Origin of the sequence: Pontibacter harenae (assembly GCF_020907245.1) — a bacterium.
Classification (GTDB): domain Bacteria; phylum Bacteroidota; class Bacteroidia; order Cytophagales; family Hymenobacteraceae; genus Pontibacter; species Pontibacter harenae.
In genome coordinates, this window is record NZ_JAJJWH010000010.1 from 81,949 (window position 1) to 95,250 (window position 13,302).

The following is a 13,302-nucleotide window of genomic DNA, read 5'->3' on the forward strand; positions in this document are numbered from 1 at the left end:
GTTAAGATAAGTAAATGAATAGTAGGAGCTAATCAAAATAAACTATACAAACCACGGCCTTTTCTCGACCAATGCTGAAAGCAGAGCTTGAAGAAAATCTTTATATAAAAAGTGTTGTCGCACTGCTGGTTCTTGGGTGGCACAGCAGAAGTGTTTAATTTAGCAGTTTGCAAGTAGGTTAAACCTCTCTGTAAACAACAATTTTTACAAAGCCAAAGCAACCCTAGATGCCCTTTAGTGTAGATTCTTTTTTCCTGAAGTTATTCAAATTCGGCATTGTCGGTTTGTCGGGCACAGCACTCGACTTTGGTGTTACTTACCTAGCGAAGGAGAAACTGAGGTGGAACAAGTACATAGCCAATAGCTGTGGCTTTGTAGTGGCTGTCACGGACAATTACTACCTGAACCGCATCTATACTTTCCACAGCACAGATCCTGATGTTGGTTGGCAGTTTGGCAAGTTTATGGGGGTAGCTTTAGTAGGGCTGGCGCTAAATAACCTGATTATCTTCGTGATGACGGAAAAGCTCAGGCTCAATTTCTACTTCTCCAAACTCAGCGCCACCTTCATCGTCTTCCTCTGGAATTTCACGCTGAATTACTTTTTTACTTTTGTAGGGAGGTAGAGAGAGGTTACAGGCTGTGGCAGGTTTACAAACTTATAGCTATGATCACGCCCAAGATTAAACTATATTAGTTAAGCGTATGCCTTTTACTTTCTCTCACCCTGCTGTTGTGTTGCCACTGGCTTATCTTCCGAAGAGGTGGGTTTCATTAACTGGTCTTGTCGCTGGGTCTATTGCTCCCGATCTTGAGTATTTTATGAGGCTAAGGGTTTATAGTATCTACAGCCACACCTGGGCAGGTATATTTTGGTTTGATGTTCCTCTAGCTTTGGCTATTGCCTTCGTTTTTCATCTCTTAGTTAGAGATGCTCTGATAGCTAACTTACCAACTTTCATTAGCCAAAGGCTTAAATGGACAAAAGATATGAGTTGGACAGAGACCTTTCAAAAGCACTCTTCTATAGTGATAGCCTCTACTGTAATTGGGGCGCTTTCGCATGTATTGTGGGATGGTTTTACACATGAGCATGGTTTGTTTGTGGAGCAGTTATCAGTTTTATCTCATGTCGTGCAGGTGGGAAACCTTGAGGTACCTCTATATAAAATACTGCAGCATGGTAGTTCATTGTTAGGAGCGCTTATAATAGCTTATGCTATTATGCAATTACCAAAAGGAGGAGGAGTAGCTACTTTGTCCAACAAAAGAGTTTATTGGCTATGTGTTGTTCTAACTGCTTTAGTAGTGATAATAATAAGACTAGGTACTGGATTAGACTACAGGCAGTACGGTAATGTAATTGTGATTGGCATAGCGGGTGTGTTGACAGGAATAGTTGTAGCTCCTGCTGTGATAGAAGCGCTGAAGGTAAGCTCATGCGAGTAGCTTTTGCTAACGGTGTTTTTGTGGAATTAAAATGTCGCACACTATCTTAATGGCTGTTAATTAGTACAATAACATCCAGTTTACTTACAATTTAGCAATTCTTCTCTGCGACTTCCCTTAATAATATTCATCCTTTATTCATTCTACTGGCTTTTCGCCTCGCCGTCTAGGCCTTACTTTTCTCATCAAGGAGAAAAGTAAGCAAAAGAATCAAGACCATATTGAACTCGCTGAATGCTCAAACAAAAAATCATCGTTGGCGCACTTGGCCAGGACCTCATACTTCATAGTTAAAGTAAGAAAGAGATATGGTACTGGATTAAGTTATCGATTGGGCCAAAGCAAGTACTTTTTCATTGCTAATCGAAGAGAAAAAACTTTCCCAGTTTTTCCATGAAGCGCCTCGAGAGTTTCTGGTGCCGCGGTAGCGGCAGCCGTAAAGCAGGAAACGAAAGCAGCGCTGAATGGGAAAACGAGTCCCCGCGGACTTGGAGCGCACAAAATTAACTATAAAACTAGAGGTCTGTAAAGCTGAGGATGAACAGCAGCTACGCTAGCAAAGACAAGAATTAACTAAGAGAGAGACATAAATACCGAGACTTTACAAAACCCTATAAATCCTTACCAACTCATCTTTATGTACCCTAGGGTTAAGCTTGTGCAGCACCTGGTCGTAGAGCGAGGGTTCTATAGTATGCTTGAGCTTAAGCTTTGGATACAGGCTTTGAATACGTTCCATGCGCTGCGGAATGTCGTCGGTACCCACCACCACTACATAGTCTGGTTTGAAAGGCATACTCCCAATTTCATTGGCCAGCCTGTCTACACGCTTGTCCCAGTTCAGGTTATATACCATTACAAAGTCGTCAGGAAAAGGAGTAGAGCCATCTTTATAAGGCCCCCACACACGCTTGTCGTTCAAGTCGTACTCCTCGTATTGTGCCGCTAGGCTTCTGTTCAGGTAAAAGAGCGGTGGCATTTTGGTGCCGTGGTTACCAAACTCCAGCAGTACGGCATCCATGTCTTCTTTTTCAGATAAGTACACGAGCGGCGCAATGCGACTTTTTTTTGTATAGGTAAGCGCCATGCCAATAGCTACGCCAATATTTAATATCCAAAAGAAGGCCCAACTGGCAGCCAGCAGTTTTTTGCGATTGCGCCAGAAATCGGAGTAGCGAACAAAACCCTGCCAGCCAATCACGCCCAGAATGATAAGCACGGGAAAGAGCGGCAGTATAAAACGCTCCTGCTTGTTCGGGAAAAGCGAGTGCGCCACAAAAAACACTACTCCACCCCAAAACAGCATCGGCGACAGTTTGGTTGTTCGGGAGTAGCCAATCAGCAGGAAAACGCTTACTGGTGGCACCAAAAAGCCAAGTATAGTAAGCAAAAACCTATATATAGGGCCAGTACTGAAGTTGTTTGCGTTTTCGGAGTTGTACAAAAAGTAAGCAACTATAGAATGAAAAGGGTAATTAAAGAAGCTAATATCAATGGTGCCTTGAATGATGGTGGCGCTAACTAGAAAGCCCAGAATCAGGAAAAGGATTTCGCGCCACTGCCTGTTGTAGAGCAAGGCCAATCCTGCGCCAGCTGCAAAAAGTACCGTGTGGTAACGAATTACAAAAGCCACCCCGAACAACACACCTGCCCAGAAATAACGCATAACCACCCCTTTTTCTGTTTTCCTGATCATGAGGTAAAAGCTAGCTAGGTAAGGCGGAATGCATACCATCTCCACCAAATTGCGCACACTCATAAAGGGCATAAACCAAAGTAGCGCCAGTATCAGTCCCACAATGCGGGCATTGGCTTTATTCGAAAGCTCTTCTGTTATTTTATAGCCATAGTACACCACCAGTAGCGAATATAGCCCGTGCAACAGGCGAATAACTGTCATTTTACCGTCAGGACTGGTAATGCCTATACTTTCCAGCAGGTATAGAATGCCATAGTGGATGCCGGTATAAAACATACTGTGGCGCGGCGGCAGGTCTTCGTGGAGCCAGTATGGCAAGCCATTCAGCCAGCCCTGTGCAATCGTTATAACATCAAAATGATCGTCGTGAAAGGCAAAACCCTTCGAGAAAAAGGCTGCCAGCAAACGCACTGCCAAAGCAATTAAAAGTATAACTGATAGCGGCACCATGTAGCGGGCAGGTGGCATCGGGTTGTCTTGCAGCTGGTTTGAAGTGCTACTGTTAAGCGACGAAGTGGATGAAAGCTTCATACTAATCTGAAAATGCAAAATTAAAGTAAGTCAAAAAAAATGGTGTTACCTTAAGCCTGTAGTGCATAAATTTGTGAATGAACTTTACACCCACAAAAAGTCAGAAGTCCTCTGGCAAATCAAAAGGTTTTATATGGGCAGGTTTAGCGGTACTGGCTATTGCACTGGGTGTAGGCTATTACTTTCTTTTCGGCCTTTCGGCTAACGGAAAAGGGGCCAATACGCTGGTGCTGGGCCATGCTGGTTCTGGGTTCTTCTCACCGCTTTTTCCTTTTAATCCGCTACCACCTAATAGTATGGCTTCTATTGTGGAAGCCATTGAGGACGACGGAGCCGATGGTGTGGAGGTAGATGTGCAGTTGAGCAAGGACGGGGTGCCGATTCTGTACCACGACGTAGACTTGGAGTCGATGACGGAGAAGCAGGGAAAAATAGAAGACCTGCCAGCCAGCGAAGTAGTGGGGCTGCGCTATACGGGTGGCTTTGTATACGAACTTTTTCATGATGAGAAAATAATCACTTTAGAAGCACTCCTGCAGCGGTTTAGCACCTACGGTACTTTTCCGCACCTGCACATCGACCTGCGCAACCACAACCCAGCAAGGCACCAGTACTACGCCCAAACCCTGATGGCTTTGCTAAACAAGTATAAAGTACCGCAGGAGAAGCTGGTTTTCATTTCGCCCAATCCTGATTTTTTGGAGGCTTTTCGTGAGGTGGAGCCAAGGAGTACGTTGATGATAGATACAGGTGGTAACTTTGAGGAGGCGCTTCAGCAGATACTGGAGCATAATTTTGATGGCGTTTGTGCCAACGGTAAAGAAGTAACCGAAGCACAGGTGCAGGAGGCACGGCAGCATAACCTACAAGTAGTGCTGTTCGGCGGCAAGTCCCGCTCCCGCATCGCCAAAATGCTAAGCTTGGAGCCCGATGCGATACAAGTAAACAACGTAGAAACCATGCGCTCCATGGTTGATTGAACTCAACAACTGTTGATGAATTTAGATACTTGGTCATGCTAAGCAATTTCTAAGATTAAGGAATTTGGGGCAAGTATAAAGCTGATTTCTGCTACAAAGCAAAAAACTTTTGCCAGGTGCACTAACGACGATTTTTTGTTTGAGCGGTCAGCGAGTGGGGGAAGGGGCCCTCTATTCAAAATCGTCTTGATTCTTTTGCTTACTTTTCTCATCAAGGAGAAAAGTAAGGCCCAGCCAGCGAGGCGAAAAACCAGCAGAATGAAATAAGCTAAACTAGATCAAAAAGGTTAGAAAATTAGACGGGCGCTGTTTTACTAACTTATAAATATGTGTTCTCATAGCAAATATTGGCTTTTAGAATATCTGCTTTATCTTTATCCTATACTCTATACTTACAAATCCTTACCTTTGCGGTAAATAATATTTGAAATATACTATGCTTCGAACTCATACTTGTGGCGACTTACGCATCGAGAACGTAGGGCAGGAGGTTGTACTTACTGGCTGGGTGCAGCGCCTCCGCGATAAAGGCGGCATGCTTTGGATTGATTTACGCGACCGCTACGGCATAACGCAGCTTTCTTTTGAAGAAGGCGTATCTGCCGCCGAACTGTTTGATCAGGCACGCGAACTGGGCCGCGAGTATGTGATAAAAGCCACAGGTAACGTTATAGAGCGCTATTCAAAGAACGATAAAATAGCCACAGGTGACATAGAGGTGAAGGTGACGGCACTGGAAGTGCTGAACCCAGCCAAGCTGCCGCCTTTCCTGATCGAGGACGAGACTGACGGCGGCGACGACCTGCGCATGAAGTACCGCTACCTGGATCTGCGCCGTACGCCCGTTCGTAAAAACCTGGAACTGCGCCACCGCATGATGCGCGAAACCCGCAACTACCTCGATGGCTTGAGCTTTATTGAGGTGGAAACGCCTGTGCTGATAAAATCAACGCCAGAAGGAGCCCGTGACTTTGTGGTACCAAGCCGCATGAACCCTGGCGAGTTCTACGCACTGCCGCAATCGCCGCAGACATTTAAGCAGCTGCTGATGGTATCGGGCTTCGACCGCTATTTCCAGATTGTAAAATGCTTCCGCGACGAAGACCTCCGTGCCGACCGCCAGCCTGAATTCACGCAGATAGACTGCGAAATGGCTTTTATCACGCAGGAAGATATTCTGAATACTTTCGAAGGTTTTATCCGCCACCTGTTCCAGGAGGTAAAAGGCGTAACGATAGAAGAACTGCCTCGCATGACCTATGCCGATGCGATGCGACTTTATGGTTCTGATAAACCTGATACCCGCTTCGGGATGCAGTTTGTAGAGCTGAACGATGTAGTAAAGAATAAAGGCTTCAAAGTGTTTGACGATGCCGAGTTGGTAGTTGGTATCAACGCCAAAGGAGCCGCCAGCTATACCCGTAAGCAACTAGACGAGCTGACAAATTTTGTGAAGCGTCCGCAGGTTGGTACTACAGGCTTGGTATATGCGCGTGTGCAGGAAGACGGCAGCGTAAAATCATCGGTAGATAAATTTTATTCACCAGAAGACCTGCAGGCATGGGCAACTGCTTTTGATGCCGAGCCAGGTGATTTGATTTTAGTTTTAGCTGGTGCAGCAGACAAAACACGTAAAGCCTTGAACGAGCTGCGCCTGGAGATGGGTGAGCAACTTGGCCTGCGCGATAAAAATGTGTTCTCGCCACTTTGGGTAGTGGACTTTCCGCTACTGGAGTGGGACGAGGAAACGCAGCGTTACCACGCCATGCACCACCCGTTCACGTCGCCTAAACCTGAAGACCTGCATCTTATAGACACAGACCCGGGTGCTATTCGCGCCAATGCCTATGATATGGTGATCAATGGTGTGGAAGTAGGCGGTGGTTCTATCCGTATTTACGACCGCACGCTACAAGCGCAGATGTTTGGTCTATTAGGCTTTACGCCAGAAGAGGCGCAGAACCAGTTTGGCTTCCTGATGAATGCTTTTGAATACGGTGCGCCTCCTCACGGTGGTATCGCCTTCGGTTTCGACAGGCTTTGCTCGCTGTTCGGTGGTGCCGACTCCATCCGCGACTTCATCGCCTTCCCGAAAAACAACTCAGGCCGCGATGTCATGATAGATGCTCCATCTCCGATTGCCCCTGCACAGTTAGATGAACTCTCTATTGATGTGAAGAAGAAGTAACTCTTGCTCTGGATATAGAATAGCCCCTGTTGCTGTAGTTAGCGGCAGGGGCTTTTCTGTTTGACGAGGATATTGATTACTTTCAAACTGTGTCAGTTTTTAAAGTTTCGTAAGTTGTTTTGCATCTAAATAAAAAAGATGGTTTTGGGATATGCTTTATTTGGACAAGACAATGATTCAGAGATGTTTAATGAATTAGATGTTCTTGTAAAACCTAGTAAATGCGATGGCTGTGGTTATCGAACAGAATACCAACAAATAAACAATCTATTCAAGATTAAAAGGAAAAGCTTTGATCTTTCCTATACTTACGATGGAATAGCAATTGCTTCATTAAGATTTAAGGAATTTTGTAATCGTAATAACTACAATAACATCTTATTTAAAGAGTTAGAAGGGAATCTAGGTTTCTATCAAATAATTGTACATGATAAATTGATTCCCTTTACTGCTAATTTAGTAGAGGAATTTTGCGACAAATGTAGTCAGTATAGAACTGTAGTTGATTATAAGGTAGATACTGAAAGAATTATAGGGCCGTTACAAGATGGTTTTTATCGATCTGATTTATTGTTTGGCGGAAGAATGGGAAAACATGATAGTCCACTACATCCAATCATTGTAGTTGCACCTTTAACCAAGGAAAAGATGCGAAAGGAGAAACTGAAAGGGCTAACTTTTGAATCTTTTTGAAGTAGTAAAAACTTCACAATAAGAGCCAAAAAACATCATAAACCTGTTGTCATAGGTAACCAACAGTTGCCGCTCTGTTCAACCTTAGTGTATAATGTTTTGAAACGTATAAGTACTTCCCGTGAAAGATTTTCCTAAGGGGAGATGAGTTCTACACTTCTGGTAAAAACCAATATTAGCGTCTACCAACAAAACAAAAAAGGCTGCCATTTGGCAGCCTTTCCTATTATAAGTTAAGATACTTCTAGATCAAATCGCTTACTAGACCTGGGACTATACCTAGCAGAATGGTAAGTACAGAAATAAAGATCAGCATGAAAGAGGCGAAGCTGCCTACCTGCACTCGGGCATGGTTACCAGCTGGCTGCATATACATCGCAATTACTACTTTAAAGTAGTAGTAAATACCAACAGCTGCCAGAATAACAGCTACTATAATTAGCCACATCAGGTTCGGGTCTTGAACTACTGCAGAGAACACGAAGAACTTACCGAAGAAGCCAGCTGTAAGCGGTATACCAGCCAACGAAAGCATGGACACCGTCATGGCAAAAGCCAGTAGTGGGTTTGTTTTGCCCAAGCCGTTGAATGCTTCAAATGTCTCGCCTCCACGCTGGCTGCTTACATACTGCAGTACACCAAAAGCGGCTACGGTAGCGGCAGCGTAAGAAATAGAGTAGAAGAAGATAGAAGAATCAGAGCTTTGGTTGAAGGCTACGAGCGCCATCAGCATATAACCTGCGTGCGAGATACTGGAGTAGGCCAACATACGTTTTGCACTTTTCTGTACGGCTGCGCCAATGTTTCCTACCACCAGCGTCAGTACAGTAATAGCAATGATCGTCGGGAACCAGTCTGAAGCCAAAGGGAAAGCATTCCACAGCAGTTTAAAGAAAGCGGCCACACCAGCTGTTTTCACTACGGTAGACATAAACGAAGTGAAAAGGGTAGGGGCACCTTCATACACGTCTGGAGTCCAGAAGTGGAACGGAGCAGCTGATATTTTAAAGGAGATACCGATTACCAGCAACAGCAGGCCAAGTAGAAACATGGTGTTTGTTACACCGTCTGTCGCTCTTTGCGCATCGCCGATCTCTGTAATGTTGAAAGTGCCTGTCGCACCGTAAATCAGCACGATACCGAACAGCAGAATACCTGTAAAGAAAGCGCCCATCAGGAAGTACTTCAGCGAAGCTTCGTTGGAGCGCAGGCTGCCTTTTCGGCTACCAGCCAGCACGTACATGGCAATGGAGAGCACTTCTATACCTATAAAAAGCATCAGCAGGTTCTCGTAGCTCACCATCATTACGCCTCCCACCAAAGCAAAAAGCAGCAGAGAGTAAAACTCAGCCAGATTCTCGTTCGCTTCCTCTACATAGTTCTGCGAGAAAGGCAGCAGCAGCATCGTTGTCAGCACCATCACGCCCGTAAACGCCACCGCATAGTTGTCGATGGTAAGCATGTTGTTGAAGTAGCTCTGCGTATTGTCCCAGTTTAAAATGTTTGCGCCAAAAACCACTAGCAGGAAGAGCAGCGCCAATGGCAGCAGTATCCTCTTTGACTTCATGAAACCTACGAAGAGGTTGATGATGCCGAAAACGGATAGAAGTATGATCGAAGTCATGTCGTATTATTTCCTGTGATACTCTTATTAAAATAGATGCCTTACCTATCGGTTAATGATATTCAGCAGCTGCCCAACAGCAGGCTCTGAAATGCTCAGGAACATATTCGGGAACAAACCAATCCAGAATACCATGATCACCAACGGGATAAGCACTGCTTTTTCGTTCAGTGTAAGATCTGTGAAGTTCTCAGTATAAGTGCTTCTGGTACCGAACATCACACCCTGGAACATGCGCAGCATGTACACGGCACCCAATATAATGGTCAAGCCAGCTACAGCGCCAAACCAGGCATTGTACTGAAACACACCAGACAGCAGCAGAAATTCACCCACGAATCCGTTAGTAAGCGGTAGTGCTACAGAACCCAGCAGCAAAATCATAAAGAAGATGGATAAAGCTGGTGTTGTCTGTGTAATACCGCCCAGGTTGCTGATCTCTCTCGTATTCGTACGGCTAGCGATAATGTCGATAATGAAGAACAGTCCAACTACGTTTATACCATGGCTCAGCATCTGGATTACACCGCCTTGCAAGCCCTGATCGTTCAAAGTAAAGACACCTGCTGCAATCAAACCCACGTGTGCAAAAGAGGAGTAGGCGATCAAGCGCTTCATGTCGCGCTGACGAATAGCGATAATAGAACCGTACACAATGCCAATAATGGAAAGTATCAGCACCAGTTCAGACCATTCGCTTACGCCAAGCGGTACCACTGGCAGCAGCCAGCGCAATACACCGTAGATACCCATCTTCAGCATAATACCAGCCAGTAACATAGTGGCCTGTGAAGGAGACTCTGTATAAGTATCGGGCTGCCAGGTATGAAACGGGAACACAGGCATTTTAATAGCGAAAGCGATAAACAGGAACCAGAAAATCCAGCTCTGTGTGCCTGTATCTAAAGAAAGCTGATAGAAGGCGTTGATGTTGGAAGAGTGAGCCGCAGCACCTGCAGGACCTGTTTGGAAGTATAAGTATACAAAAGCAGCCAGCATGAAAAACGAGCCGAAGATGGTATACACGAAGAACTTAAACGTAACAGGCACTCGGTTGGCACCGCCCCAGATAGCGGCGATAAAATAGATCGGAATAAGTGCTACTTCCCAGAAGAAGTAGAATAGGAAAGCATCCATCGCCACAAACACACCAATCAGGCCCGTCTGCATAAACAGGATCAGGGCGTAGAAAACGTTCGGGTCTTTATAGTCGTGCTTAAAAGAGGAAAGCACGATAAGCGGCACCAGGAAGGTTGTCAGCAGCACCATCAATAGGCTAATGCCATCCATGCCGATGTGGAAACTAATGCCTGCGCTTTCTACCCAAGGGAAATTGAGCACGCCCTGTGCTAACCCGCGGGAAGCATCAAAAGCTGAGATAGCGTATAAAGCCAGCGCAAACTCCACCAGAGCTGCGATAAATGCCACTTTCTTGGCTCCCTGTCCTTTTATCAGCAGCACCAGAAGGGCAGCTAAGGCAGGCCAGAAAAGTAATAGAGCTGTTATCATCTTCTAAGAACCTTATCCGATAAAGAAGTTTAAAAATAGAATCAGCACGATGCTGAACACCATCACGAGCACATAAAAACCAATCACGCCGCTTTGTGCGTAGCGCAACACGTTTCCGCTCAGTACCACCAATTTGCCGAAGCCATTCACAATACCATCTACCACAATAACATCTATAAAGCGGTGGAAGGCACTGGAAAGCCACATCAGCGGACGAACGATGATGACATTGTAAATCTCGTCGATGTAGTATTTGTTGTAAATCAGGCTGTGCAGTCCACCCAGGCGTTCGCCTTCAGCGGCAGGTCTTGTGTTTTTGCTCACGTACATCACGTAGGCAATAATGGTCGCTACCACAGCCACACCTACCGAAATTGCCATCAGCATGTATTCTGTGGCGTGGTCAATTTGAGCTGGTTCTAAGGCTATGGCATTGCCGCTGTTACGGGCAAAGGTATAGATAGGAGCTAAGTAATTCGCCAGTACGTGTTCTGTTCCGAAAATCTCTGGCATACCTATAAAACCACCTATGGTTGAAAGTATAGCCAAAACGATCAGCGGAATGGTCATAGAGGCAGGCGATTCGTGCAGGTGGCTGCGTTGTGCCTCGGTACCTCTAAACTCTCCGAAGAAGGTCAGGAACACAGCGCGGAACATATAGAATGCCGTCATGAAAGAGGCCAGTACACCAAAAGCCCACATCACTTTGCTGTGCTCGTATACGTGCGCCAGCAGCTCGTCTTTAGAGAAGAAACCTGCAAACGGCGGTATACCTGAAATTGCCAGAGTACCGATTAGGAAAGTGATGAACGTAATCGGAAGTACTTTACGAAGGCCGCCCATGCTGCGCATATCCTGCTCGTTGCTCATAGCATGGATCACGCTACCAGCGCAAAGGAACAGCAAGGCTTTGAAGAATGCGTGCGTAAGTACGTGGAAAATAGAAGAAGTAAAAGCCATTACACCCAATGCCAGGAACATATAACCTAACTGGCTGACAGTGGAGTAGGCAAGTACCTTTTTGATATCGTTTTGTGCCAGACCGATGGTAGCAGCCAGCAAGGCAGTAGCTAAACCAATATATGCAATTACATCGAGTGTAGTTGGAGCCAGCACGTACAGCACGTTCGAGCGAAGCACCATGTAAATACCCGCTGTTACCATGGTTGCCGCGTGAATCAGGGCTGAAACTGGGGTCGGGCCTGCCATCGCGTCTGGTAGCCAGGTAAACAAAGGAATCTGGGCACTTTTACCCATGGCACCTACAAAAAGCAGCAGCGTAATGCCAATCATCACAGGTGTATCGATGCCTGTATAGTTGCTGGCGGCTAAAAACACCTGTGGGTAACTTACACTTCCGAAGGTGATGAAGATCAAAAATATACCTAATAAGAAGCCTAAATCACCGATACGGTTCATCACGAAAGCTTTCTTAGCGGCATTGTTATAGTTGGTATTCTTGTTCCAAAAGCCGATGAGCAGGTAAGAGCAAAGTCCTACGCCTTCCCATCCTACGAACATCATCACGTAGTTAGAGCCCATTACGAGCAGCAGCATTGAGAACATGAACAGGTTGATAAAAGCGAAGAATTTCCCGAAGTTCTCGTCGTGGCTCATATAGCCAGCCGAGTAAACGTGTATCAGGAAACCGATACCTGTTACCATCAGCATCATCAGCAGCGTGAGCTGGTCTATCATAAAAGAGAAACCAATTCTTAGCGTACCTGCTGTTATCCAGTCGTAGTAATCGACCAGGTAAGGCTGGCTGCCGTTGGCCTTAAACTGCAGGAACAGGTAAATCGAAATGAGGAAGGAGGCCAGCACCGTGCCACTACCAATCAGTCCGACCAAGCCCTTGGCAATTTTACGGTTGCCAAGTCCGTTCACGATAAAGCCCAGCAGCGGCAGAAGCGGAATGAGCAAACAGAGCAGTGCCATGTCTTGGTTATTGATGGGCATTACTATCTCTTGCATTTATGTTAGGTGTTTAAGATTCAGGGTGAAAAAGGAAACCGTTACCACTTCAGGTAGTTCAGCAGCTGCACATCTGTAGAGCGTATGTTGCGGTAGGTCATTACGATAATAGCAAGTCCCACACATACTTCTGCGGCCGCCACCGCCATAATAAAGAACACGAACACTTGTGCGCTGGCGTCGGAGCGGTAAGAAGCAAAGGCTGTAAGTAGCACGTTTACTGCATTCAGCATTAGCTCAACGCACATGAAAATGACAATAGCATTGCGCCTGGTAAGTACACCAATCACGCCTATAACAAAAAGTGCTGTGCTGAAGTATAAATAATACTCAAGCGGAACGGTTCTGATAACCTCAGGTATTTGGTTCATTTTCTGTGGAACTGAACGTATTACTGGTTTATTACAATCCAAAAATCAAGTTGCAAAGTTATCCCAATTTTGCTAAATACATAACATATTTTCTATTCTTATTACTCGCTTCGTTTCCACACTAAACCTCTGTTATTTGCCGCTGCTGCTGCTCCAGAACCATTTTCTGCTACTTTAGCTACTCACCACAGAAACCTTTATAGTCATAGTTGCCTCTTTTCAGGCCATGACTCCTTAGGCGCTACTTTACCTCTTTGGCTGCTTTTGCCGTACTTATCGATAAG

Annotated in this window: 10 protein-coding genes; 5 read left to right on the forward strand and 5 right to left on the reverse strand. The window is 45.5% G+C overall.

The window, feature by feature from the left end:
* Positions 1-227 precede the first annotated feature (227 nt).
* On the forward strand, positions 228-626 hold the full coding sequence (locus LN893_RS07625) for a GtrA family protein (RefSeq protein ID WP_229969212.1): 399 nt from the start codon (positions 228-230) through the stop codon (positions 624-626).
* Positions 627-705: 79 nt separating this feature from the next.
* Positions 706-1,449: a DUF4184 family protein gene (locus LN893_RS07630; RefSeq protein WP_229969213.1), complete on the forward strand. Its 744-nt coding sequence runs from the start codon at positions 706-708 to the stop codon at positions 1,447-1,449.
* Positions 1,450-2,050: 601 nt separating this feature from the next.
* Here LN893_RS07630 and LN893_RS07635 read toward each other — a convergent pair.
* Entirely contained in the window at positions 2,051-3,679 is a 1,629-nt protein-coding gene (locus tag LN893_RS07635; protein ID WP_229969214.1) for a glycosyltransferase family 39 protein, read from the reverse strand.
* Positions 3,680-3,756: 77 nt separating this feature from the next.
* Between LN893_RS07635 and LN893_RS07640 the strand changes: the two genes are divergently transcribed.
* The 3 genes from LN893_RS07640 to LN893_RS07650 all read left to right on the forward strand — a co-directional run bounded on the left by LN893_RS07640 (position 3,757) and on the right by LN893_RS07650 (position 7,540).
* Positions 3,757-4,659, forward strand: a complete 903-nt coding sequence (locus LN893_RS07640; RefSeq protein ID WP_229969215.1) for a glycerophosphodiester phosphodiesterase — start codon at positions 3,757-3,759, stop codon at positions 4,657-4,659.
* A 436-nt stretch (positions 4,660-5,095) separates the two neighbouring features.
* Positions 5,096-6,847, forward strand: a complete 1,752-nt coding sequence (gene aspS, locus LN893_RS07645) for an aspartate--tRNA ligase (RefSeq protein ID WP_229969216.1) — start codon at positions 5,096-5,098, stop codon at positions 6,845-6,847.
* 138 nt (positions 6,848-6,985) lie between these two features.
* The gene (locus tag LN893_RS07650; RefSeq protein WP_229969217.1) at positions 6,986-7,540 is read left to right on the forward strand and encodes a hypothetical protein; all 555 of its coding nucleotides are present in this window, start codon (positions 6,986-6,988) and stop codon (positions 7,538-7,540) included.
* Between the two features lie 244 nt (positions 7,541-7,784).
* Here LN893_RS07650 and LN893_RS07655 read toward each other — a convergent pair whose 3' ends face one another.
* Genes LN893_RS07655 through nuoK form a run of 4 tightly spaced genes read right to left on the reverse strand, consistent with a single transcriptional unit; the run spans position 7,785 to position 13,018 of the window.
* The gene (locus tag LN893_RS07655; protein WP_229969218.1) at positions 7,785-9,164 is read right to left on the reverse strand and encodes an NADH-quinone oxidoreductase subunit N; all 1,380 of its coding nucleotides are present in this window, start codon (positions 9,162-9,164) and stop codon (positions 7,785-7,787) included.
* 45 nt (positions 9,165-9,209) lie between these two features.
* Positions 9,210-10,673: a complex I subunit 4 family protein gene (locus tag LN893_RS07660; RefSeq protein ID WP_229969219.1), complete on the reverse strand. Its 1,464-nt coding sequence runs from the start codon at positions 10,671-10,673 to the stop codon at positions 9,210-9,212.
* A gap of 12 nt (positions 10,674-10,685) precedes the next feature.
* Positions 10,686-12,647, reverse strand: a complete 1,962-nt coding sequence (gene nuoL / locus LN893_RS07665) for an NADH-quinone oxidoreductase subunit L (RefSeq protein WP_229969220.1) — start codon at positions 12,645-12,647, stop codon at positions 10,686-10,688.
* Between the two features lie 41 nt (positions 12,648-12,688).
* Complete coding sequence (nuoK, locus tag LN893_RS07670) at positions 12,689-13,018, reverse strand: NADH-quinone oxidoreductase subunit NuoK (protein ID WP_229969221.1); 330 nt, start codon at positions 13,016-13,018, stop codon at positions 12,689-12,691.
* Positions 13,019-13,302: the final 284 nt, after the last annotated feature.

Bases quoted from the DNA above. Each gene is read 5' to 3' on its own strand.
- LN893_RS07625 (WP_229969212.1), top strand. From the start codon at position 228: ATGCCCTTTAGTGTAGATTCTTTTTTCCTGAAGTTATTCAAATTCGGC.
- LN893_RS07630 (WP_229969213.1), top strand. From the start codon at position 706: ATGCCTTTTACTTTCTCTCACCCTGCTGTTGTGTTGCCACTGGCTTAT.
- LN893_RS07635 (WP_229969214.1), bottom strand. From the start codon at position 3,679: ATGAAGCTTTCATCCACTTCGTCGCTTAACAGTAGCACTTCAAACCAG.
- LN893_RS07640 (WP_229969215.1), top strand. From the start codon at position 3,757: ATGAACTTTACACCCACAAAAAGTCAGAAGTCCTCTGGCAAATCAAAA.
- aspS (WP_229969216.1), top strand. From the start codon at position 5,096: ATGCTTCGAACTCATACTTGTGGCGACTTACGCATCGAGAACGTAGGG.
- LN893_RS07650 (WP_229969217.1), top strand. From the start codon at position 6,986: ATGGTTTTGGGATATGCTTTATTTGGACAAGACAATGATTCAGAGATG.
- LN893_RS07655 (WP_229969218.1), bottom strand. From the start codon at position 9,164: ATGACTTCGATCATACTTCTATCCGTTTTCGGCATCATCAACCTCTTC.
- LN893_RS07660 (WP_229969219.1), bottom strand. From the start codon at position 10,673: ATGATAACAGCTCTATTACTTTTCTGGCCTGCCTTAGCTGCCCTTCTG.
- nuoL (WP_229969220.1), bottom strand. From the start codon at position 12,647: ATGCAAGAGATAGTAATGCCCATCAATAACCAAGACATGGCACTGCTC.
- nuoK (WP_229969221.1), bottom strand. From the start codon at position 13,018: ATGAACCAAATACCTGAGGTTATCAGAACCGTTCCGCTTGAGTATTAT.